The 23,555-nt window shown below is 60.1% G+C and carries 19 protein-coding genes and 1 riboswitch; of the genes, 10 read left to right on the forward strand and 9 right to left on the reverse strand.

Annotated features, from left to right (window positions below):
- Positions 1 to 121 precede the first annotated feature (121 nt).
- Positions 122 to 949 carry an AraC family transcriptional regulator gene (locus tag J0X03_RS11305; RefSeq protein WP_047575105.1) on the forward strand — a complete coding sequence of 276 codons (828 nt, stop codon included), beginning with the start codon at positions 122 to 124 and terminating at the stop codon, positions 947 to 949.
- Between the two features lie 98 nt (positions 950 to 1,047).
- Positions 1,048 to 2,016: a DMT family transporter gene (locus tag J0X03_RS11310; RefSeq protein WP_033650330.1), complete on the forward strand. Its 969-nt coding sequence runs from the start codon at positions 1,048 to 1,050 to the stop codon at positions 2,014 to 2,016.
- 27 nt (positions 2,017 to 2,043) lie between these two features.
- On the opposite strand, the gene fusA is transcribed toward J0X03_RS11310, so the two are convergent.
- Together fusA and J0X03_RS11320 are read right to left on the reverse strand one after the other, a co-directional pair.
- Positions 2,044 to 4,149 (reverse strand): elongation factor G, encoded by a 2,106-nt coding sequence (fusA, locus tag J0X03_RS11315; RefSeq protein WP_033643170.1) that lies wholly within the window; start codon positions 4,147 to 4,149, stop codon positions 2,044 to 2,046.
- 249 nt (positions 4,150 to 4,398) lie between these two features.
- Positions 4,399 to 4,647 carry a glycine zipper domain-containing protein gene (locus J0X03_RS11320; RefSeq protein WP_004938127.1) on the reverse strand — a complete coding sequence of 83 codons (249 nt, stop codon included), beginning with the start codon at positions 4,645 to 4,647 and terminating at the stop codon, positions 4,399 to 4,401.
- A 221-nt stretch (positions 4,648 to 4,868) separates the two neighbouring features.
- Between J0X03_RS11320 and J0X03_RS11325 the strand changes: the two genes are divergently transcribed.
- The gene (locus tag J0X03_RS11325) at positions 4,869 to 6,365 is read left to right on the forward strand and encodes an alpha/beta hydrolase (RefSeq protein WP_033643169.1); all 1,497 of its coding nucleotides are present in this window, start codon (positions 4,869 to 4,871) and stop codon (positions 6,363 to 6,365) included.
- 45 nt (positions 6,366 to 6,410) lie between these two features.
- On the opposite strand, the gene J0X03_RS11330 is transcribed toward J0X03_RS11325, so the two are convergent.
- The 5 genes from J0X03_RS11330 to J0X03_RS11350 all read right to left on the reverse strand — a co-directional run bounded on the left by J0X03_RS11330 (position 6,411) and on the right by J0X03_RS11350 (position 11,695).
- On the reverse strand, positions 6,411 to 6,956 hold the full coding sequence (locus J0X03_RS11330; RefSeq protein WP_033643168.1) for a cysteine hydrolase family protein: 546 nt from the start codon (positions 6,954 to 6,956) through the stop codon (positions 6,411 to 6,413).
- Positions 6,957 to 7,178: 222 nt separating this feature from the next.
- Complete coding sequence (locus J0X03_RS11335) at positions 7,179 to 8,216, reverse strand: ABC transporter ATP-binding protein (protein WP_047575113.1); 1,038 nt, start codon at positions 8,214 to 8,216, stop codon at positions 7,179 to 7,181.
- Entirely contained in the window at positions 8,213 to 9,796 is a 1,584-nt protein-coding gene (locus tag J0X03_RS11340; RefSeq protein ID WP_160204322.1) for an ABC transporter permease, read from the reverse strand. Before J0X03_RS11340 ends, J0X03_RS11335 begins: the two co-directional genes overlap by 4 nt.
- A 33-nt stretch (positions 9,797 to 9,829) precedes the next feature.
- Positions 9,830 to 10,846 (reverse strand): iron ABC transporter substrate-binding protein, encoded by a 1,017-nt coding sequence (locus J0X03_RS11345; RefSeq protein WP_060418774.1) that lies wholly within the window; start codon positions 10,844 to 10,846, stop codon positions 9,830 to 9,832.
- 273 nt (positions 10,847 to 11,119) lie between these two features.
- Positions 11,120 to 11,695: a hypothetical protein gene (locus J0X03_RS11350; RefSeq protein WP_033643163.1), complete on the reverse strand. Its 576-nt coding sequence runs from the start codon at positions 11,693 to 11,695 to the stop codon at positions 11,120 to 11,122.
- A 708-nt stretch (positions 11,696 to 12,403) separates the two neighbouring features.
- Between J0X03_RS11350 and J0X03_RS11355 the strand changes: the two genes are divergently transcribed.
- From J0X03_RS11355 to J0X03_RS11380, 6 genes are all read left to right on the forward strand, one after another.
- Positions 12,404 to 12,673: a hypothetical protein gene (locus J0X03_RS11355; protein ID WP_033643162.1), complete on the forward strand. Its 270-nt coding sequence runs from the start codon at positions 12,404 to 12,406 to the stop codon at positions 12,671 to 12,673.
- A gap of 174 nt (positions 12,674 to 12,847) precedes the next feature.
- Complete coding sequence (locus J0X03_RS11360; protein ID WP_142002463.1) at positions 12,848 to 14,467, forward strand: ABC transporter substrate-binding protein; 1,620 nt, start codon at positions 12,848 to 12,850, stop codon at positions 14,465 to 14,467.
- A 141-nt stretch (positions 14,468 to 14,608) separates the two neighbouring features.
- Positions 14,609 to 14,782: riboswitch (M-box (ykoK) riboswitch) on the forward strand.
- A 75-nt stretch (positions 14,783 to 14,857) separates the two neighbouring features.
- Positions 14,858 to 15,880 (forward strand): magnesium transporter, encoded by a 1,023-nt coding sequence (locus J0X03_RS11365; RefSeq protein ID WP_033643160.1) that lies wholly within the window; start codon positions 14,858 to 14,860, stop codon positions 15,878 to 15,880.
- Positions 15,881 to 16,048: 168 nt separating this feature from the next.
- Positions 16,049 to 16,105, forward strand: a complete 57-nt coding sequence (mgtS, locus tag J0X03_RS24335) for a protein MgtS (protein WP_374930557.1) — start codon at positions 16,049 to 16,051, stop codon at positions 16,103 to 16,105.
- A gap of 107 nt (positions 16,106 to 16,212) precedes the next feature.
- Positions 16,213 to 16,392 carry a hypothetical protein gene (locus J0X03_RS11375; RefSeq protein WP_004938106.1) on the forward strand — a complete coding sequence of 60 codons (180 nt, stop codon included), beginning with the start codon at positions 16,213 to 16,215 and terminating at the stop codon, positions 16,390 to 16,392.
- A 26-nt stretch (positions 16,393 to 16,418) separates the two neighbouring features.
- Positions 16,419 to 17,795 (forward strand): cation diffusion facilitator family transporter, encoded by a 1,377-nt coding sequence (locus J0X03_RS11380; protein ID WP_160204320.1) that lies wholly within the window; start codon positions 16,419 to 16,421, stop codon positions 17,793 to 17,795.
- Here J0X03_RS11380 and J0X03_RS11385 read toward each other — a convergent pair.
- Positions 17,738 to 18,583, reverse strand: a complete 846-nt coding sequence (locus J0X03_RS11385) for an inositol monophosphatase family protein (RefSeq protein ID WP_116286823.1) — start codon at positions 18,581 to 18,583, stop codon at positions 17,738 to 17,740. The two genes, J0X03_RS11380 and J0X03_RS11385, sit on opposite strands and share 58 nt — an antisense overlap.
- Positions 18,584 to 18,922: 339 nt before the next feature.
- Positions 18,923 to 20,653: an ABC-F family ATP-binding cassette domain-containing protein gene (locus J0X03_RS11390; protein ID WP_160204319.1), complete on the reverse strand. Its 1,731-nt coding sequence runs from the start codon at positions 20,651 to 20,653 to the stop codon at positions 18,923 to 18,925.
- Between the two features lie 450 nt (positions 20,654 to 21,103).
- Between J0X03_RS11390 and J0X03_RS11395 the strand changes: the two genes are divergently transcribed.
- Complete coding sequence (locus tag J0X03_RS11395; protein ID WP_180995566.1) at positions 21,104 to 23,533, forward strand: DUF3772 domain-containing protein; 2,430 nt, start codon at positions 21,104 to 21,106, stop codon at positions 23,531 to 23,533.
- Positions 23,534 to 23,555: the final 22 nt, after the last annotated feature.

Here is a 23,555-nt window from a genome sequence, read left to right on the forward strand (position 1 = left end):
TAACCCTACGCCGAATGGCGCCGATCGTCCAGGCGAGGGGCACGAAAGGACCAGGGCGGCTACTCAACCGGCGATGTTTTGGCTATGCTGAGCAGATTGTCAGCACGGATGAGGAGGTCGAGTGCAAGGGGTTCCACAACAGTTTCCGTTCGAGAAGGACAGCGCGCAGTTCCGGCATTTGTCGCATCTGCCCGGCGTCGAACTCTATCAGGCGCATATCGAACGCTATGCCTTCGAGCCGCATACCCACGACGCCTTCGCCATCGGCACCGTGGACACCGGGGCGGAGCGCTTCCGCTATCGCGGGGCGCAGCACCTGGCGGCGCCGGGCGCGCTGGTGCTGATGAATCCTGACGAGCTGCATACCGGCGAAGCCGAAACGCCGGGCGGCTGGTGTTACCGCATGCTCTATCTGGCGCCCGAGGCGCTGGAGCAGCTGTCCGGCGATCGGAGCCAGTGGTTTACCGATGCGGTGCGCCACGATCCGCGGGCGGCGCAGCGCCTGTCCGCCATTCTCGCCGCGCTGTGGCAAACCGACGATCCGCTTACGCTCGACGGCCTGCTGTTGGAAGCGGTGGCGTTGCTGCAACCGCACATCCGCACAGGGCGCCGGGAGAAAGCCGAGGCGGCGCACCGTTTCGAGGTGGTGAAAAGCTACCTGCACGATAACTTCGCCGAGGCCATAACGCTCCACCAACTGGCCGAGCTGGTGTCGCTCAGCCCGTACCATTTCCTGCGCAAGTTCAAGGCCGAATATCACGTCTCGCCGCAGCAGATGCTGATGGCGATCCGGCTGTCGCAGGCCAAACGCATGCTGGAGCGCGGCATGCCCGCCGCACAGGTGGCGGCGGCGGCGGGGCTGACCGATCAGGCGCACCTGACGCGCGCCTTCGCCAACCGTTACGGCGTCACGCCAGTGCGTTTCCAGAAACAGGTGAAATTGGGCTAAAACAGCAACCTGCTACAATAATTCCTCCCCGCGTTTTCGTTACTCTGCCGCTGTCTTGTCGGGCGGGTTGGCCGCACCGGCCGTTTGTCGGAGTTGTTATGTTCATTGGCGTTGTGTTTGCCCTGGCCGCCGGGCTGATGTGGGGATTGATTTTCGTCGGTCCGTTGCTGGTACCGGACTATCCCGCCGCGCTGCAGTCCACCGGGCGCTATCTGGCCTTCGGGCTGATCGCCTTGCCGCTGGCGTGGTTCGATCGTCGCCGCCTGCGTAAGCTGCAGCGCCAGGATTGGTGGGAAGCGCTCAAGCTGACGGCTATCGGCAATCTGCTGTACTACCTGTGCCTGGCCAGCGCCATTCAGCGCACCGGTGCGCCGGTGTCGACCATGATCATTGGCACCTTGCCGGTCGTGATCGCCATTTGCGCCAATCTGTTTTACGGCCGGCACGACGGGCGCCTGGCCTGGGGCAAACTGGCGCCCGCACTGCTGTTGATCGTCTGTGGATTGGCGTGTGTGAACGTCGCCGAGCTGCGCGGCAATGCGGTGCCGATCGACGGCTGGCGCTATCTCAGCGGTCTTGGGCTGGCCGTGTTGGCGGTGGCGTGCTGGACCTGGTTCCCGCTGCGCAATTCACGCTGGCTGCGGGAGAATCCGACGCAGCGTCCGGCCACCTGGGCCACGGCCCAAGGGCTGGTGACGCTGCCGCTGGCGCTGCTGGGCTATCTGGCGGTCTGCGGTCAGTTGGCGCTGAGCGAGCCGGCGTTCGCCTTGCCGTTCGGCCCGCGCCCTGAGGTGTTTATCCCTCTGATGCTGATCATCGGCGTGTTCTGCTCCTGGCTGGGGGCGCTGTGCTGGAACGAAGCCAGCCAGCGGCTGCCGACGGTGTTGGTGGGGCCGCTCATCGTGTTCGAAATTCTGGCGGGGTTGGCGTATACCTTTCTGTTGCGCCAGGCCTGGCCGCCGCTGCTGACGCTGGCGGGCATCGTCTGTCTGATGGCCGGCGTGGTGTACGCCATGCGCATCAAACCGCAGCCAGTGGTGGTGGCGCTGGAGGACAAGCCGAGGTGACGCCCGCCGTGGCGGCGGGCGTGAGGGTTAACGCTTGCTGTGGTGAATGATCTCTTCGGCCACGTTGCGCGGCGCTTCGGCGTAGTGGCTGAATTCCATGGTGTAGGTGGCGCGGCCCTGCGACATCGAACGCAGGGTGGTCGAGTAGCCGAACATCTCGGACAGCGGCACCTTGGCGCGAATTTCCTTGCCGCCGCCGCCCGGGATATCTTCCATACCCTGCACCAGACCGCGGCGTGAGGAGAGATCGCCCATCACGTTGCCGGCATAATCCTCCGGCGTTTCTACTTCCACCGACATGATCGGCTCGAGGATCACCGGATCCGCCAGGCGGCAGGCGTCCTTGAAGCCGAAGATCGCCGCCATGCGGAACGCCTGTTCCGACGAGTCGACGTCATGGTAAGAACCGAAGGTCAGGTGCACCTTGACGTCCACCACCTGATAACCGGCCAGCACGCCGTTATTCAGCGCCTCGAGCACGCCTTTTTTCACCGCCGGGATAAACTCGCCGGGAATGACGCCGCCCTTGATCTCATCGAAGAACTCGAAGCCTTTGCCGGGTTCGTTCGGCTCGACGGTCAGCACCACGTGGCCGTATTGCCCTTTACCGCCGGATTGGCGCACGAACTTGCCTTCCACGTCGGCCACCCGTTTGCGGATGGTTTCGCGGTAAGACACCTGCGGTTTGCCGGTGGTGGTCTCCACCCCGAACTCGCGGCGCATGCGATCGACGATAATCTCCAGGTGCAGCTCGCCCATGCCGTAGATAATGGTTTGGCCGGATTCTTCATCGGTGCGCACGCGGAACGACGGATCTTCCGAAGAGAGCCGCTGCAGCGCGATGCCCATTTTCTCCTGGTCGCCCTTGGTCTTCGGCTCGATCGCCTGGGCGATCACCGGTTCGGGGAAGGTCATGCGCTCCAGCGTAATGATGGCGCCGGGATCGCACAGCGTATCGCCGGTGGTGACGTCCTTCAGGCCGACGCAGGCGGCAATGTCGCCGGCGTGCAGTTCGTCGATGTCCTTACGATCGTTGGCGTGCATCTGCACGATGCGGCCGATACGCTCCTTTTTGCCCTTGATTGGGTTATAAACGCTGCTGCCTTTGGCCAGCACCCCGGAATAGACGCGCACGAAGGTGAGTTGGCCGACGAACGGGTCGGTCATCAGCTTAAACGCCAGCGCCGAGAATTTTTCGTTGTCGTCGGCTTTGCGAGTGATGATTTCATCGTGTTCGCCGTGGCCCTCCATCGGCGGCACGTCGAGCGGCGAGGGCATCAGCTCGATCACCGCGTCCAGCATGCGCTGCACGCCTTTGTTGCGGAACGCCGATCCGCACAGCATCGGTTGGATTTCGCCGGCGACGGTGCGCACCCGCAGCCCGTGAACGATCTCCTCTTCGCTCAGCGGCACCTGATTGAGGTATTTCTCCATCAGTTCTTCCGACGCTTCGGCGGCCGCTTCAATCATGTTTTCACGCCACTCCTGCGCCGATTCGCGCAGGTCGGCCGGGATCTCTTCGAAACTGAAGTTCATGCCCTGCGATGCTTCGTCCCACAGAATGGCTTTCATCCGCACCAGATCCACCACGCCGCTGAAGCGGTCTTCGGCGCCGATAGGAATAACGATCGGCACCGGGTTGGCTTTGAGGCGTTCGATCATCATTTTGCGCACGCGGAAAAAGTCCGCGCCGATGCGGTCCATCTTGTTGACGAACGCCAGCCGCGGCACTTTGTATTTGTTGGCCTGGCGCCAGACGGTTTCCGACTGCGGCTGGACGCCGCCCACCGAGTCATAGACCATGACGGCGCCGTCCAGCACGCGCATCGAGCGCTCCACTTCAATGGTGAAATCGACGTGCCCGGGGGTGTCGATGATATTGATGCGGTGCTGCGGATAATTATGCTGCATGCCGTTCCAGAAGCAGGTAGTGGCCGCCGAGGTGATGGTGATGCCGCGCTCTTGTTCCTGCGCCATCCAGTCCATGGTCGCCGCGCCGTCATGCACTTCGCCCAGCTTGTGGCTGACCCCGGTGTAAAACAGAATCCGCTCGGTGGTGGTGGTCTTGCCGGCATCGATATGCGCGGAGATGCCGATATTGCGGTAACGTTCGATAGGGGTGGTGCGAGCCATAATCAACCTTTCTTAGCCGCGTGAAAGAGAGCGGCTTAAACAGCATGGATAATGATGATAATCCTCATAGGGTTATCCGCCGGATCGCAGAGCCTTGCTCTGGTCACAAACTAATCGTAGTTGAAGGCGTTGGTTTTTTTAAGCGATGGTTGTGATAGATGAAAGTTTGCACGCACAACGGCGCCGGCGCAGAAAAGGGCGAAAAAAAAGGCCCGTAACGGGCCTATTGTCGTAGGGCGCATTCGCCGCTTATTTGCGTCCCAGCAGGAAGCCGAAAACGATGCCGACTGCCGCCGCAACGGCTACGCCGGCCAGCGGGTTGGCTTCCACCTGCGTTCTTACGCTGTCCGCTGCGTCACGGGCGGCATAGCTGGCCTGGGAGGCGTACTTGCGCGCCGCGCCGCGCACCTGATGCTCCGGCGAATCGACGGCTTTACCGAACGCTTCTTCTACCGCGCCTGCGGCTTCATTGGCTTTGTCTTCCGCTTTACCAAACATGCTGCTCTCCTGTTCCTTGTGGGTTAACGAACTCTAAGCCTAGCAGGTGAACGGCGTTTTTTGCAGCATTCTGTGCGTTATAAGATCAATCCGAGCAAAGAAAAGTCTTTCCATACGCACGACGTCGGCTTCACCCGCGCATTTTTTTATGTTCTATTGGCTAGCGGTTTAACCGAGTATCGTTACCCTTTGACCGATTCGTTGAGTTGAAAGGACTCCCCATGTCAGTACTGCGTATTCTGGCGCTGCTCGCCGCGACCGCCGCCGCGTTGCCCGCCCAGGCCAAACCTGCGGCTCACGGCGCGGCGCCCGAGAACGGCGTTCGTTGGCAATCTTGTCTCAACAGCGGCTTTCAGCGTTGGTTCGATGAAGCGCCGCAGGCGGGGCTGCGCTGCGGCTACCTCGACGTGCCGTTGGTTTACGCTACGCCTCCCGCCCATTCGGCGCAGGCGGGGGAACCGACCGTGCGTCTGGCGCTGACCCTGCTGCCCGCCACCGGGCCGAAAAAGGGCAGCGTCGTGGTGATCAGCGGCGGGCCGGGCCTGCCGGGGATCAATCCTTATCTCGGCAACGACGCCCACGTCGCCAAACTGCGTAAATCCTACGACATCATCGGTTACGATCCGCGCGGCGTCGGTCAATCGACGCCAAAAATTTCCTGCCAGGTGGCCGAAGGTGACGAACTCCCTGAACCGGACGACAACGACGTGGCCGGCGCGGAGAACCAGACGCGCACCCTGATCGCCGCCTGCATCAAACAGACCGGCGCGGACGTGCTGCAACACATCGGCACCGACGAGGCGGTCAACGATCTGAACGCGATCCGCCATGCGCTGGGCGAACCGGGGCTGACGGCGGTGGCGTACTCTTACGGCACCAAGGTGGCGGCGCTGTATGCCGAACGTTTTCCGAAGAAAACGCGCGCGCTGGTGCTGGACGGGGTGGTGGATCTGGCGGAGGACGATTTCACCCAGCGCATGAATCAGGAGCGAGGCTTCCAGCAAAGTTTCCTGCGTTTCGCCGCCTATTGCGGAAAAACCGACAGCTGCCAGCTTGGCGGCGGCGCCAATCAGGCGCTTCAGCGTTATCACGCTTTGCTGCGCAAGCTGCATGAGCAGCCGTTCGTCACTGCGGCGGGCTATGAGATCTCCGCCGACGATGTGCTGACGGTGACGCGTTCGCTGCTGTTGTGGCCGGAGCGCTGGCATGAACTGGCCACCGTACTGCGCCAGCTCGATGCCGGCATCGCCGGGCAACAGGTTTCCGATCTGATCGACGAAAGCTATTCTCCGGATGCCGATGATGCCCTGAACGTCATCACCTGCGCCGACGTCGCCAACCCAACGGCCGATCCGCAGCTGTTGCGCAGGCAGCGGCAGGAGATCAATACCGCCGCTTTATATGCCCACTATCTGCCGCTGCACGAGTATCCGCTGGAAATGTGCGACCTGTGGCCGTACCGCGGCAAAGATCGGCCGCACATGCCGGTGGCGTCCGCCGCGCTGCCGCCGCTGCTGTTCGTCGCCCAGCGCTACGATCCAACCACGCCGTACCGCAATGCCCAGGTGATGGCCTCGGCCTTTAAAAGCCCGCTGATCACCCGCGAACGCGACGGACATACGTTGGCGCTGAACGGCATCGACAGCTGCGTCGACGAAAGCGTGGTGGAGTATCTGCTGGCGCCGAAAAAGCCGCGCCGCGACAAGGTTTGCCGCTGAGGAGGCCGGGCGTTGGCCCGGCCTGGCAGCCAAGTCGCGCGTGTTTTAGAATTTCACCTCTTCCGCCAGCGCCAGCGTCACGAACGGCCCCGACAGGGTCTGGTTATGGTGACGGATAATGGCGTCGGCGCCGAGCGCCGCCGTGTCCGAACAGCTATGGGCATCGGCGGCCAACACCAGGTCAAATCCCAACTCCGCGCCGCGCCGACACGCGGTGTCTACGCAGTATTGCGTTTTCATTCCCGAAATCACCAACCGACCGATGCCGGCTTGCTTAAGCCGCTCCGCCAGGCCAGTCCGGTAAAAACAGCTGGGATGGGTTTTATCGATGAACCAGTCGGCTTGCGCATCGGTGTCGAGATCGGGGTGAACTTGCCACAGTGGACTGTTTGCGGCGATAGGTGAACCTGCCGGGCCGGTGTGGCGAATAAACACCACGAGCGCATTCGCCACGCGTGCGGCGCGTATCAACGCATGGGTCTTCGCCAGAAGGGTTTCGGCGGCGAACGGGGGATGGTCCGGCGAGGCGAACAGGCCGACTTGCATGTCGATAACCAGCAGGGCGCTGCGCGGTGCGGGGATAGTTGGCATAGGTCTTCTCCGTAATGAAATTGCCGGCGGGCACGGAGAAATAAAAAACCCCGGCCATGGCTGGCGGGGCTTGGGGATACGTCGTTAGCTGTTGCGCACCCGTGCAGCCCGCCATTGCGTGGCGGTTGCGGTGGTGGTGGTGGTGAGGGCGTGCGCGATGCGATTCATGCCATTGATAATGCGCGGTGGTGAGGGGAACGTCAAGGGTCGCTCCCCACACTTTCAGCCGGTGAAAATATGCGCTTGCCCCATCACGTTGAGACTGACCTGCGCCCCGGGCCGCAGGCCTTCGCGGCTGACGGTTTTGATCTCGAGCTGCGCGCCGTCGGCGGCCATTTGCAGATTGAGGGTGGAGACGAAGCCGGCGAAATCGATGCCGGTGATCACCGCCTGGCCGCGCTGCGCCGGATCGGACAAACCGATTTGAATCTGCTCCGGACGCAGCATGATGCGCGCCGAGCCGCTGCGTTGGCGATCGTCGACGGCGATGCGCCCCAATGCGCAGTCGGCCCAGCCGTGCGCCAGCTCGGCGGTCAGCACCAGCGTTTCGCCAAGGAAACTGGCGGTCGGTTCATCGACCGGGCGTAGATAAAGATCCTGCGGCGCGCCCACCTGCGCCAGCCGACCGTTGCGCATGACCGCCACCTGATCGGCGAACGACAGCGCCTCGCTCTGATCGTGGGTGACCAGGATCGACGCGACTTTGGCCTCCGTCAGCAGTTCGGCCACCGCTTTGCGGGTGGCGGCGCGCAGGCCGGTATCCAGTGCCGAGAACGGCTCATCCAGTAACATCAGCCGCGGTTGCTGCGACAAGGCGCGCGCCAATGCGACCCGCTGTTGCTGTCCGCCGGACAGCTCGTGCGGCCACAGGGCGGCCAGGCGACGATCCAGCGCCACCATCTCCATCAGCGCCTCGATGCGACGCTGTTTCTCGCGCTTGCTGCCTTTGAGGCCAAAACCGATGTTGCCGGCGACGGTAAAGTGCGGGAACAGCGCGCCATCCTGCGGGACGAAGCCGATGCCGCGCAGGTGCGCCGGCACCCAGCCGCCGCCGTTGCCCATCGCTTGCCCCTGCAGCAGAATTTGTCCGCCGTCGGGGATTTCAAAACCGGCGATGATGCGCAGCAGGGTGGTTTTGCCGGAGCCGGAAGGGCCGACGATCGCTGTGCGGCTGCCGGCGGCAACCTGCAGGTCGATGTGTTCCAGCACCCTGATGGCATTGTAAGATTTTCCGATACCGTGCAGTTCGAGCGTGCTCATAGTCCCGCCGTACGTTTAGATTGAGAGTAAAGAAGCCAGGTGAGCGGCAGCGACAGCGCCACCATAATCAGCGCATAAGGCGCGGCGGCGACATAGTCTATTTCGCTGGTCAGCGCCCAGAAACCGGTGGCCAGCGTGCGGGTGCCGTTCGGCGCCAGCAGCAGCGTGGCGGTCAATTCATTGGCGATCGCCAGGAACACCAGCGCGGCGCCTGCGGCGGCGCCCGGTGCCGCTAGCCGCAACGTGGTGCTCCACAGCGCCTGCGCCGGCGATTTGCCGAGGCTACGCGCCACGTTTTCCAATTCCACCGGCGCCTGTGCGATGCCGGCGCGCAGGTTGATCAGCGCCCGCGGCATAAACATCAGCAAATACGCCAGCAACAGGGTGATTTCGGTTTGGTAAATCGGCCGGAAGCTGTGAATGGTGATGGTCACCAGGGCCAGCGCCACCACGATGCCGGGCAGCGAGCTGGTCACGTAGTTACAGCCTTCCAGCACGCGGTACAGCCGGGCCGGATAGCGTACCGACAGCCAGGCCATCGGAATGGCGCACAGCGTGATCAGCAACGCGCCGACGCCGGACAGCGACAGCGTTTGCCACAGCGCAGGCCACAGATCGGCGTTGCGCCATACGTCGAGGCCGCCCAGCCACAGCCAGCGGACCAGGGTGATGAAAGGCACGCCCAGCGCCAGCGCGGTCGGCGCGATCGGCAGCAGCAGCGCCAGCGCGGCGAGCGGCGCTGACAGGCGACGCGGCGTTTGGCTGCGGGCGCTGCCGGAGCCGACGCGGGCATAGCGCGCGCGGCCGCGGCTTATCGCTTCAAGCAACAGCAGCCCCAGGCAGCACAGCACCAATACGCCGGCCAGCATGTTGGCCGCCGGACCGTTGAAGGTCGACTGGAACTGATCGAAGATGGCGGTGGTGAAGGTATCGAAACGGATCATGGCGTACAGGCCATACTCCGCCAGCAGGTGCAGCGCGATCAGCAGCGAACCGCCCCAGACCGCCAGCTTCAGCTGCGGCAACACCACGCGGAAAAACACCGCCGGCGGCCGGGAGCCGAGCGAGGTGGCGACGTCTTCGATACCGGGATCCAGACGGCGCAAGACCGCGGCGGCCGGCAGGTAGATAAACGGAAAATAGGCGAGCACCGAGATGAAAACGCCGGCGCCCAGGCCGTGCATCGACGGCACCAGACTGATCCAGGCATAGCTTTGCACAAAGGCCGGCACCGCCAGCGGCGCGGTCGCCAATACCGCCCAGAGACGGCGGCCCGGCAGCGTGGTGCGTTCGGTCAACCAGGCCAGGGCCACCCCCAGCACGGCACAGATCGGCAGCGTCAGCACCACCAACAGCAGGGTATTCAACAGCAGCTCCGCCACGCGCGGGCGGAAAACCAGAGCTTTGACCGTTTGCCAGCCGGTTTCAAACGCTACGCCGATAACGAATCCCAGCGGCAGCAGCGCCAGCAACGACAGCAACACGGCGCAGGTCACCACGATCGGCCCCGGCCGCGGGTGACGAGGGATAGTGGAATAACGCCGCGCGGTCTGCGCGGCGTGGGTACTCAGGTTTGACATAACGATCAAAAACTCTCGGTTTGCCGGCGGGCCTTACAGCAGGCCGGCCTCGGTCATCAGTTCGACAACTTTCTTACTGTTCAACTGCGCGGCGTCTACCTTCGGCGCGTCCAGATCTTTCAGTGGCACCAGTTTCGGGTTGGAGGCCGCACCGACGCCGACGGCGTATTCGAAGGCATTGTTGGTGCGCAGGATCTCCTGGCCCTGTTTGCCGGTGATCCACTTGATGAACGCCTGCGCCTGCTGCTGATGCTTGCTGGAAGCCAGCACGCCGCCGCCGGAGATGCTGACGAACGCGCCCGGATCCTGATGTTTGAAGTAGTACAGCTTGATGTTGTTGCTGTTTTCGCCGGTTTTAGCGCCATCCACGAACGGGTAGTAGTGATAGATCACGCCGCTGTCGACCTGGCCGGCATTGACCGCTTTCATTACCGTGCTGTTGCCCTTATAGGCGGTGAAATTGGTTTTCATCGCTTTCAGCCACTCCAGCGTCGCTTTCTCGCCTTTCAGCGCCAGCAGCGCGCTGACGATCGCCTGGAAATCGGCGCCCGACGGCGAGGCGGCCCAGCGGCCTTTCCATTCCGGCTTGGCCAGGTCCAGCAGCGACTTCGGCAGCTGTGCTTCGGTCAGTTTGGCCGGGTTGTAGACGAACACGGTAGAGCGGGCGGCGATGCCGGTCCAGCGGCCGTGGCTTGGGCGATACTGCGGTTCCACCTGGGCCAGCGTCGCGGCGTCCAGCGGGGCGAACAGCTTGGCGTTATCCACCAACACCATCGCCGGGGAGTTTTCCGTCAGGAACACGTCGGCAGGCGAGGCGCTGCCTTCCTGCACCAGCTGATTGCCCAGCTCGCTGTCGCCGCCGTTGCGCAGCGTGACCTTGATGCCGGTGTCTTTGGTAAACCCGTCGACCCAGGATTTGACCAGGTTTTCATGTTGGGCGTTGTAAATGACGATGCCCTGATCGGCCGAGGCCGCCTGAGCGCCGAAGGCCAGCATCATCGAGGAGGCGAGCAGGGCGACGGGGCCGAGAGATGAAATACGCAGCTTCATGCAGTTATCCTTTTAGCGTTCGAATGAGGAAAACGAATATCGCCTGGCAAGCGCAAGCAGGCCGATTTTAGCCAAGAACATCAATAATGATAGTGAAAACGATTCGTATTAAATTATTTTTGACGATCGCTCACAAAATGAATTGCCCTAAGGATAAGTTAAGTTTCGGCTGGAATAATCTGTATTGATTGTCTGAATAGAATTGGGGCGCGTTACCTCACAGTGAGCGGCCACCTGCCATCGCAGGCAGCCGCCCGTCAGGCTTGCTTCTTGTCACGCCAGCACAAACTCACCGTTGCCAACGCCGAAGAACTGCCCGTTGATGCTGCTCGCCCACTGCGGCGGATGAACCAAAGAGGCCAGCACCCGGCCATTCTCCAGCAGCGTCAGGACGATCGAACCGGGGTTGATGGCCAATTGTAGGGTTAACGGAACGCCGATCAGATTTTCGGCATCGGGTACGGTGCCTTGCAAATAAATCGTCGGGATGTTGATGTTACCGTCTGAGCCAGTGCCGGTGGCCTGGCCGACAAAACGCACCGATGTACCGTTTGATGGGGCATTGGGACCAATATTGGCAGGCTGCGCGGAAATTTGCACGGTCTCCGCATGTGGCGCGCAGCCACACCCACAGCCACAGCCCTGGAAGCTGAAGTAGCCGCAGATATTTTGTTGGCACCCGCATCCACACAAGGATTGCGGATGCACTTGCTGGTTGAACGCCGGTTTCAATTGCGGATGTTGGTTGAGCAGCGCCTGACGGCTCTGCACTTCCGCGTTATAAGCGTCACGTGATTGTTTATTCAATGCGTTAGCCTGTTCAGGCGTAATATCTTGCAGTGAAGGCATATGTAAACCCCTATGATTTTTGCTGAGTTAGTCTGAAATGCATATCACGCTGAATCCGGTTAGCCACCAGACAGGTAATTGCATCTGAATGGAAATAGTTATTGCCGTCGGCAGAAGAACGGTATGGCAACCAAACCGTTACATCCTATCCTTTCGGCACGCGTTTATATATCTGGATTTGTCTTCTGGTAATTATTTCTTATTAAATCATTCGCCAGTTATTGGTTTGATAACCAACGGCGGCCTCGTGTTAGTCTCGAAGCCATTTAAAGGTAGTTAGGTGTCACGGAGATATCAAGTGGGTTTCCTACAGTTATTTTTACATTGAAAAGCAACTTATTTGGCATGTCCATTATTTTGATTTTAACCTTTTTCGTAACCGATTAATTAATATAGGGTAAGTGAGGGTGTTTTTTAATTAATTGATTTTTATGAAGTTAAACTGTAGTTATCTTTTTTTGTGAATATTCTTAATATATTCATTGAGGTAACGGGTAAACGCGGGTTTGCATTTGACTTATATCAGTTCTTTGTCGAATCTGTAATGGTTATTAACCTGTTTAAATATTGACGACTTGTTATCCACTGGCGATCTTTTTCTTCAGTCTTTTCATGTCGTTCTTCAGCGTTTCGCACAGGCATTAATAACACGGGCCGCCAACGCGAATTAAGAATTATATTCACCAAAAAATAGTGAGAGAGGTGTCTATGTCTAATGGACCGTTTTATACCAATCCGATCGTGGTTATCGATGTAGCTAATGATTGCGTGCATGTGGAGATGGCGATCGATGGAGGACTATACGAAAACGTATTTCCGTTATCGGTAGCGGCTAATGAACCCTATCCGAAATTGCTGGTGAATCTGGCGATCCAGGCGCAAGCGAGCGGTAAATCATTAATGGTGTGGGGGGAGCCCGGCCCAGAACCGGTTAAAGGCCTGCCGCTGTTTGGTATCACGACCGTGAACATCAAGTAGGGGACGGCAACGCGCATTGTGTTGAAAGCGGGAAGCGCGGTGAGGGATATTCCTTTGATAATGAAAGAAATTCAACACCGCTTTTGGTTATGACTCATAGCGATTAATGATTTAATTTATTCCACTGCCACATTGCATATTGAACGCGATAAAACACTAATCAGGGATATCGACGTGAAATATTCATTTAATGGCAAGAAATTGGCTGGTTTAATCCTCCTGGCTTTTAACGCGACGGCAGCTCAGGCTGCCGACGTACCGGCGGGCGCTAAACTGGCGCCGGTACAGGAATTGGTGCGCGCCAACGGGTATGAACCGGCGACGCTGGATCCGAACCTGGCCGAGAGCAATGTGGAGTTCTACATCTTCAACGATCTGTTCGAAGGTCTGCTGCGCGTCGGGAAAGACGGCGAAGCGATCCCGGCGCTGGCGCAGAAATGGGAGCACCAGGGCAACGTCTGGACTTTCCATCTGCGGCCGCAGGCCAAATGGTCGAACGGCGATCCGGTGACCGCCGACGATTTCGTTTACAGCTGGCGGCGCCTTACCGATCCGAAAACCGCGTCGCCTTACGGCAGCTATCTGGCCTCGGCCTATGTGCTTAATGCGGCGGCGATCAACGCCGGCAGCAAACCGCCGAGCGAGCTGGGCGTTAAGGCGCTGGACGCGCACACCCTGCAGGTGACGCTGTCGGAGCCCAACTCCTACCTGCTCAAGCAGCTGGTGCATTTCCCGGTCTTGCCGGTTAACCGCAAGGTGGTGGAGCAGTACGGCAAGAACTGGACTCAACCGGCGCATTTTGTCGGCAATGGCGCGTTCCGCCTCAGCCAGTGGGTGGTGAACGAAAAGGTGGTGGTGGAACGTAACCCGCAATATTGGGACAACGCCAACACCGTGCTCAACAAGGTGACGTTCTTGCCGATACAGGGCTTCCCGGAAGTGGCGCGTTTTCGCGCCGGCGAGGTGGAATTGGGCTATACCACGCCGCCGGAACTGTATCAGCAGCTGAAAAAAACGCTCGGGGATCAACAGTTGGTGACCTATCCGCTGCTCTCCACCAGCTATTTCGCCTTCAACAACCGCCAGACGCCGTTTAACGACGTGCGGGTGCGCCAGGCGCTGAACCTGGCGCTGGACAAAGAGATTATCGCCGGCAAGGTGCTGGGATACGGCCAGCAGCCGGCCTGGACCTTTACTCCAACGGGGGCGGGCGGCTATCGCCTGCAGGCCGGCGCCGCGGCCGGTTTGACGCCGGAACAACGCCACGCCCAGGCGAAAAAGTTGTTGGCGGAGGCCGGTTTCAACGCCGAGCATCCGCTGCGCTTTACCGTGTTGTACAGCAATGACGCCACCATCAAGAAGATCGTCATCGCCGCCGCCGCCATGTGGAAAAAGAACCTCGGGGTGGAGGCCGGCTTGCAAAGCCAGGAGCGCAAAGTGACGCTGGATAATATCAACCGCGGCCAGTACAGCGTAGCCTTTACCCGCTGGCTGGCGGATTACGACGATCCTTCTACCTTCCTGAATGTGTTCCGCGCCGACAGCAGTGAGAACAGCCCCAAATACCGCAACCCGGAATACGATCGCATTCTGCATCAGGCGACGGCGGCGCCGACACCGCAGCAGGTGCAGCAGTATTTCCAGCAGGCCGAGGCGGTGCTGGCCGTCGATACGCCGGTCGCGCCGGTGTACTACGAAGCCAACGCCACGCTCATCAAACCCTACGTCAAGGGGATCGACTTCACCCGGCAGGGCGCCCTATACGATAAAAACGTCTACATTCTCGCGCACTGATAAATAAAAAACGGCTGATTTATATCAGCCGTTTTTATAGATTCGCGTTTAATAAAAATATCCTAAATACTCCATAAACGACGGGCAATCTTTTCTTCCCGCCGGATAAAACAACGCCTATACTGCGCCGGTAGTTTATATGCAGTATCTCGTTTGGCGAGGCTCCTATACAAACACAGGTTACTGATCTGACGACATCGAGAGATGCCCAAGGTTAAGACAGGCTTTATCGGATTAAGGTTCAGCCCAAAGTAACTTCCGAGCAACAATTCGGATACGTTGTATAGTGCTAAAACCTGGACGCGGAGATAGGCAGTCTGCACTCCCTCTGTGGTTACGCCCCTATGCGATTCGCTGTTGAAGTTCACAACAGAAATAGGGACTGACAAAATGATCAAGTCACATCAATACTCTTCTTCTCCGGCGCTGCGCGCGACTGAAACTCTCGATGAAACTTCGGTCGCCGGTTATATGAACGCCGATTTTATTACCGTTCCCGCGACGATGACGGTCACGCATGCCCGGGAATATTTACTTTCACAGCTAAAAACGGACGAAATTCCCACCCGGGTCTTTATTACCGCAGACGATTATCATTTGCGCGGCACGCTGTCGGTGAAAAAACTGCTGCAGTGCGAAGAACAGGATAAAGCGGTCGGCGTAATGATGGATTACAGCTATTTCCAGGTTTCACCCGACGACGATCGCAACGACGTGGCGCATTTGCTGGGCAAAGGCGGTTTGGACGTGGTGCCGGTCGTGGCGAACAACACGCTGGTCGGCGTGCTGGGCGAGCGCGAGATCGCTCGGCTGGTCGAAGATGAAAACACCGAAGACGCGCAGCGTCAGGGCGCGAGCCTGCCGCTGGACAAGCCTTATCTGGAGACCAGCCCGTGGGCGCTGTGGCGCAAACGCTCGGTGTGGCTGCTGATGCTGTTCGTGGCCGAAGCTTACACCGGCAACGTGCTGAAAGCGTTTGAAGATCAGCTCGAAGCGGCGATTGCGCTGGCGTTCTTCATCCCGCTGCTGATCGGCACCGGCGGCAACAGCGGCACCCAGATCACCTCGACGCTGGTGCGCGCCATGGCGCTGGGCGAGGTCAGCCTGCGCAATCTGGGCGCGGTGATCCGCAAAGAGGTCACGACCTCGCTGCTGATCGCCGTCACCATTGGTCTGGCGGCCTGGGTGCGCGCCTGGATCATGGGCGTCGGCATGGAGGTGACGCTGGTGGTCAGCCTGTCGCTGGTGGCGATCACCGTATGGAGCGCCATTGTTTCGTCGATCATCCCGATGCTGCTGAAACGGCTCGGTATCGATCCGGCGGTGGTGTCGGCGCCGTTTATCGCCACCTTTATCGACGGCACCGGCCTGATTATCTATTTCAAAATTGCCCAGCACGTCCTGGGAATTTAAACGGGTCCCGCGCTTGAAAGCGCGGGAATGTTGAAAAAAAGAGGAGGACGTTAAAAAACCATGGACACCGACCAACCCCGATATTTAACGCAAGGGGATTTTATCGATAACATTTAACCTGAGGACAAAACAATGGGAAACATGACTATTTTTATGGGATTCCTGGCAATGATCAGCTCACTGGGCCTGTTGGCGGCCTATATGAGCACCAAATGGGATGATTGATGAACGCTAAAGATCCGCCTAGATGCATCCTCCCCGTAACCGCTATTTATTATGGGGAGGATTTAGCGGCGCGCTGAACGCGCGGCCTGATACGGGAGTTGATAATAATGACGATTCTTATTCTGGGATTGCTCTATGCCATTTTAATGATTTCGGTGGGGGTGAATGAGATTTATTTTTATTCCACCGGAAAATCCAATTTTCTTACTAGCCTCATGCTGACTTTCTCTGGCAGTATGCTGCTGATCGCCTTTGTCTGGCAATTATCCTCTAAAGTAAAAAAATAAATCACCGTCCGAATGTGAGCAGCATAATGCAAAATGAAAAACAGGCCGTGGCCAGAAACTCGATGATCGCCAGCGGGTTGCTGGCCACGGGCAAATTCGTCGCCGGCATTTTTACCGGCAGTATTGGCCTGATATCCGAAGGGATCCACTCTTTCACCGATTTTATCGCCACCAGCATCACCTGGCTGGCGGTGCGCATCAGCGATAAACCCGCCGATGACGATCACCACTTCGGCCACGGCAAGGTGGAAAACCTGGCGGCGCTGTTCGAGGTGTTGCTGTTGCTCGGCGCCGCCGGTTGGATCGTCTACGAGGCGGGCAGCAGCCTGCTCGGACAACCGCATGAGATAGTCGCGGCGCCGGTGGTGATCGCGGTGCTGCTGATTTCCATCTGCGTCGATTTTTTCCGCGTGCGGGCGCTCAGCCGCGTCGCCAAGGCGACCGACAGCGCGGCGCTGGAGGCGGATGCGCTGCATTTCTTCTCCGACATGCTTTCGTCCGGCGTGGTGCTGCTGGGCATGGTGTTTGTGCTGCTGGGCTTTGGCCGTGCGGACGCCATCGCCGCGCTGATCGTCGCCGGTTTTATCTTTGTCGCGGCAATCAAACTGGGTAAACGTTCCTTCGACTCGCTGATGGATGCCGCGCCCGCCGGGGCCACCGAGGCGATTCGCGCCACGCTGGACAGCTTCCCGGCGGTGCTGGCCTGCGACAGCGTGCGTATTCGCAACGCCGGCGCCGTACTGTTTGTCGAGATCACGGTGGCGGTGTGCCGCACCTTGCCGCTGGAGCGCATCGATGCGTTGAAGCGAGAAATCGTCGAACGGCTGCGGCAGCAGTATGCCAAGGCGGAGTTTACCGTCATCGCGGTGCCGCAGACCCGCAGCGACGAAGACATGGCGACGCGCATTCGGGCGATCGCCGCCAATCACGGCGCGCAGGTGCAGAACGTCACCTTGCAGCAGTTGCCGACGCACATGGCGATCGGCATGGATCTGGCGGTGCCGGCCAACGCCAGCGTGGCGCAGGCGCATGATATTGCCACGGAGATAGAAGGGATCCTGCGTCAGGCGATCGGCGAGGACACCGAGATAGAGACCCATCTGGAGCCGCAGACGCCGCACTGGCTGGCCAGCGAGGATGTTTCCGCCGCCGAGCTGGCCGATATCCGGCTGATTTTGCAGTCGGCGCTGGAGCAGGGGGATAAGGTGCAAGACGTGCACAACATCCGGGCGCGCAGAACCGACGGTGGCATCATCGTCAACTTCCACTGCCGGGTGTCGCCGGCGGTAACCATCGCCGCCGCGCACGATGCGGTCGATCGGGTCGAGCGGCGGCTGCGCGCACTTTATCCGGCCATCTCACGCGCGATAGGGCACGTCGAGCCGATCAAGCCCGGCGTTTGAATCAGCTCGGCCAATTGCGGATAGAGCGCCGCGTTGGCCAGCAGCAGCGGGTTGCCGCGTCGCAGCCCGTTGTGGTGCATAAAGTCATTCGCCACGCCGCCGGCTTCGCGCGTCAGCACCAGCCCAGGCAGGCTGTCCCAGGCATTCATGTGCGGTTCGTAATAGCCCAGCAGCCGACCGGCGGCCACCTGGGCGGTCATCAACGCGCCGGAGCCGCTGCGCACGAACATGCCGCCCGCTTGCAGCAGGCGACAGAGAAAACCGCTGAATTCCGCCGCCGAGGCGCGAGGTGATATCCCGACGCCCATCACGCCCTCCGCGACGCTGCGCCCGGCATGCACGCCGATCGGTTCCCCGTTGAGGAAAGCGCCTTGGCCGCGGCAGGCGCGGAACATCTCGCGGTGATTAGGATCGTAAACCACGCCGATCGTCGGCTCACCGTCGATCACCACGCTTATCGCGATACACCAGGTATGCAGCCCGTTCAGGAAGCAGGCGGTGCCATCGATCGGATCGACGACCCAAAGGCAGGCCGCGCTATCGTTGGTGCCGCCGCTCTCTTCGCCGAGAAACCCATCCAGGGGAAACCGCCGGTTAATCATGCGGCGGATCAGCGCCTCGACGCGGCGGTCGGCCTCGCTGACCACGTCCTGCAGGCCCTGTTTAAACTCGACGGCCAGGCTTTGCCGGCGTTGGTAAAAGCTGAAGGCGAGATCGGCGGCGGCGCGGGCGATCTCACGCGCGAAGCGGTAGCGCGCCTCGATGTCCCGTGGAGAGAGTGACGTCATGGAGTGCCTGATAACGAAAAAAAGGAATGGCAGTAGCCTGCCAGAGAATGATGAAAGTAATGTGTCGCTCAGCGCTGCGGATAACAAAAGCGCTGCGTGTCGCGCCTCAAGCCGCCGGCGGCACACGGTTTTGCAAAGAGGAAAAAACAGGCCGCCGGGCGGCCTGTGAGATTGATGACAAACCTTATACCCTTGCCGGGTTGGCAGAGAGCACCGAATAAAAAACAAGGAAAATCAATTTATTGATTTTCGACTGTTCACCACAAAGAGGGGAAAAACCACGCTTTTTCCCCTCTTTGTCAATAGCCTGACAGGCCGCCGGATGGCGGCCTGTCAAGGTTAGCCCAGATGCAACCGGGCGGTGATGTCGGCAATCTCGCGGCGCCAGCGCGCCTGAAGCTCCGGTTTTTGATGCTTCGGTTTACGCGCCAGGTCGGCCTCCAGTTTGCTTTCGAGGGCAAACAGGGCGGTCAGCAACGCCTCTTCGCCTTCCAACTGCGGATTTGGCGTCGGGGCGTCTGCGTTGGCCTCGTGCGCCGTCGGCAGCGCCGGCGTTTCGCCCGCCAGACGCTGGTACACCGGCGCCAGATCGTGCCACTCCTCCAGTTTTTGTTGGTCTATCAGCCAAAAGCGGTTGCAGCTCTGTTCGATCAGCATCCGATCGTGGGTGACCAGCATGACGGCGCCGGGGAACTGACGCAGCGTTTCCGCCAGCTCCTCTTTGCCCGCCATATCCAGGTGGTTGGTGGGCTCGTCCAGCAGCAGCAACGAATGGTTGGCCAGCGTCAGGCCGATAAACAGCAGCCGTGAACGCTCGCCGCCGCTCAACGAACGGATCTGCTGATGGTGGCGCAGGTAAGGGAACCCGGCGCCGATCAGCGCCATTTTCCGCTGTTCCTCGGTCAGCGGCGCAAACTGCGCCAGCGCTTCGCTCAACGTGTCTTCATCGCGCAGCTGTTGCAGGCTCTGATCGTAATAGCCGATACGCACGCGCGGATGGAACAGCGCCGGGCGCTGCGTTTGTTGCTGATACTCGCGCCACAGCAGGCGCAACAGCGACGATTTTCCGCAGCCGTTGCGCCCGACGATGGCGATGCGATCGCCGCTTTTCACGCGCAGATGTTCCAGGCTGAACAGCACCGGCGCATCCGGCGCCGGGCGCACCGCCCAGTGCGGCAGCGCCAGCAGGCGATCGGCGTCCAGCGCTTCTCCCTGCAGCCGCAGCCGCCATGGACTGCCGGCGGTCAGGGTGGTCTGTTCTTCCTTCAACCGATCGACGCGCTTCTCCATTTGCTTGGCCTTGCGCGCCAGATCTTCGTTGTCGTAGACCTTGCCCCAGGTCGCCAGGCGCTTGGCGCTTTTTTCCACCCGGTCGATTTCCTTTTGCTCGGCGTGGCGCCGCTGTTCGTCCGCGGCGTCCTGTTCCGCCAGCGCGGTGCGCGCCGCAGAGCAGGGCAAACGGAAGAACTGCAGCGTTTTGTCGCGCAGGATCCAGGTGCAGTTGGTTACCTGGTCGAGCAGGTAGCGATCGTGCGACACCAGCACGAAGCTGCCGGTCCAGTTACGCAAGAACTGTTCCAGCCACAGCAGCGTGGGCAGGTCCAGGTGGTTGCTGGGTTCGTCGAGCAGCAGCAGATCGGGCTGGCGGATCAGCGCGCGCGCCAACAGCAGCCGCGTATGCTGGCCGCCGCTGAGGGTGCCGGCGGTCAGCATCCAGCTCGCCGGTTCAAACCCCAGCTCGGCCAGTAGCGCTTCGCAGCGCCAGCGTTCGCTGAGGTGTTGGCCCGCAGGCAGCCGCGCCAGAACCGCATCCAGCAGGGTGCTGGCGTGCAGTTCCGGCGGCAGGTGCTGCTCGATGCGCGCCATCAGACATTGATGTGACAATGTCACCGTTCCGGTGTGCGCAGGCAGGTCGCCGCTGAGAATTTGCAGCAGGGTGCTTTTGCCGCAGCCGTTATCGCCGATCAAACCGATGCGGTCGCCTTTTTTCAGGCTGAAGGAAATCTCGCTCAGCAGGACGCCGAACGCGTTGTCGTAACCGACAGATTGTGCAGACAGTAATGTGCTCATTGCTTACTCAAGAGTTACAGGCATGACAATGCCTATCGTCAAACATTGCTGACGATAACCCGGTAAGCCGGAGGGAAGATCCTGGATTTTAGTAAGCTTCGCTCAAGCTGGGTTATCGCAGCGCGATACCGGTAATGCTTGAGCGGCGACGATTACCAAAGAAGTGTGAGTGAAAAACCAATTCACACGTCAGCATAGTAAGTCTCCTTTTGTAGGTTGCAGGTTAATCGGTGGCTGGATTATAGAGCGCTTCATGCCGTATCGCCAGTGTAAAAGCGCCCGAATAATCAGCAAGCTAAGAAGAGCGCGGGCGCGTGGCACACAATGGGAATAATTACTGTATTTCGGCCGACATTAAGCAGCTATTATAATTAGCGTTTATGGTTAAGCGACGGTTCATCCGCCGCCTGTTCGTCTGTCTATCAGATAATGATGCTGAGCACTGAATTTATGTTAAAGCCTCGCCCGTTCCTGCTGTTGTTATTATTGCTGTTGGGTATGCAACTGACGCAGTTCGCCGCCGTCGCCGCTACCCAGGATGATCCCGCCGCCGAAAGCGCGCCCGATCCCGCTACGCAGTTGAAAGCCGCGCAAAAGCAGTTGGACAGCATGAAGCAGCTGGTTTCCAAAGCGACGACCGACACCCAGCTCAGCAAGCTGCGGTTGGCGACGGACGATCTGGTCGCCAGCATGGATAAATTGTCCGCCGATCTGCAGCCGGTTCAGGAAAAACTGCAGGCGCAGCTGGACGTGCTGGGGCCGGCCCCGGCGGCCGGCGCGCTGCCGGAAACCCCGGCCGTCGCCCAGCAGCGCAATGCGCTGAACAGCAGCAAGAAGCAGTTGGACGATGCGGTAAAACGCGCGCAGGCCATCAAGACCAGCGCCTTCGACCTGGGCCAGCAGATCAGCGATCTGCGTCGGGTGGCGTTCAAAACCCAGCTGGCGCTGAACACCGGCAGCATTTTGGGCGTCAAATTCTGGACGCCGGTCGTGCAGCCGTCAGCGGATGACGTGCAGCGGCTGGACCAGTTCAACGCCGAGATGAAAGCGGCCTGGGACGCCAGTTGGCAGGACGAATGGCGGTACGGCACGCTGGCGTTGCTGGCGCTGGCGGTGATCGTCTGGTCCTGGGGGCGTTATTTGTCCGAGCGTTTCCTCGCCTGGGTCAGCATTCGCTTCCTGCCGGACGGGCGCCTGCGCCGCAGCTTTATGGCCATCATCACCGTGGCGGTGACGGTGATCACCACCTCGATTGCGCTGAACCTGCTGTATTACGTCTTTATCCGCGTGCAGCCGCTGCCGGTCATGCTGGAAGACTTCGCCGAAGGCTTTAACCGTCTGGGGATTTTCTGCGCGCTGATCGCCGGGCTGGGGCGTGCGGCGCTGTCGCTGAATCGCCCGTCCTGGCGTTTGGCTTCGCTGGACAATGAAGTGGCCGCCGGGCTGCGTTACTTCTCGCCGCTGCTGGCCGGCCTGGCGCTGGCGTTCGGCACCGTGGAGCTGATCAACAACGTCGTCAGCGCCTCATTGGCCACCACCATCTTCGGCAACGGCCTGGTGGCGGGGCTGATCGGCATGGTGCTGCTGGCGGCGCCGCTGCGCGGCCAGCGCATTCGTCGCCGTCTGGAGCAGCAGGGCGCGCACCTGGAAAAACGCACGCTGGTCGGCGGGCTGGTGCATATCGTCACCCTGGTGTGTTCGGTGGTGATCCTGCTTTCACTGCTCGTGGGCTATATCGCTTTCGCCCGCTTCCTGACCTACCAGCTCATCTGGGTGGTGCTGGTGCTGATGGCGTTCTACTTCATGGTGCTGTTCGCCACTGACCTGTGCGCCGCGCTGTTTTCGCCGCAGACCGTCAGCGGCAAGATGCTGAAGAAAACGCTCAGCTTCAAGGATCGCCATCTGGAGCAGGTGGCGATCATCACCACCGCGCTGGCCAAATGTTCACTGTTGCTTTTGATGATCGTCGCGTTGTTCAACGGTTCGTTCGGCAGCACCACGCCGGGCTCGCTGATGGAGAAAATCGTCTCCATCCTGACCGGCGAAGGGTTGCAGCGTTTCAACATCGTGCCAGGCAACCTGCTCAACGCCGTGATCTGCCTGGCGATCGGCATCTACATCCTGCGCGCGGTGCGGCGCTGGCTGGGCTCTGAGCTGCTGCCGAAGACCATTTCGGACGTCGGCATTCGCGCCTCGCTGGTGACGCTGTTCAGCAATATCGGCTATGTGCTGGTCATTCTGATCACCCTGGCGGCGCTGGGCATCCAGTGGAGCAACCTGGCGTGGATCGTCAGCGCCCTGTCGGTCGGTATCGGTTTCGGTTTGCAGGAGATTGTGAAGAACTTTATTTCCGGCCTGATCCTGCTGACCGAACGCCCGGTGAAGGTCGGGGATATGATAGGCATCGGCGGCGTGGAAGGCGACGTGCGGCGCATCAACGTACGCGCCACCGAAATTCAGCTCAGCGACCGCTCCACCATGATCGTACCGAACTCGCAGCTGATCTCACAGAACGTGCGTAACGCCACCATGGGCAACGCGCAAGGCGTGGTGACCATTGCGCTGACGTTCCCGACCTCGATCGATCCGGAGCAGGTGCGCAATATCCTGCTGAGCGCTTACAACGAGTACGAAACCATTCTGGAGACGCCGGCACCTTACGTGCGCTTCAGCCAGTTGGGGCCGGACGGCATTATCCTGAGCGTGACTGGCTATGTGCCGAGCCCGCGCATGGTCGGCGCCACCAAAAGTGAACTGCTGTTTAACATCCTCAAGCTGTTGCGCGCTCAGGAAGTGAGCCTGTCCAGCCCGCAGGAGGTGGTGTTCATGAAGCAGCAGGCGACACGATATCAGGCTAACGAAGAGGAACACTCTTCCTAGTTCTGCCATGAGGCGGCGGGTC

Source organism: Serratia ureilytica (assembly GCF_017309605.1).
Taxonomy (GTDB): Bacteria; Pseudomonadota; Gammaproteobacteria; order Enterobacterales; family Enterobacteriaceae; genus Serratia; species Serratia ureilytica.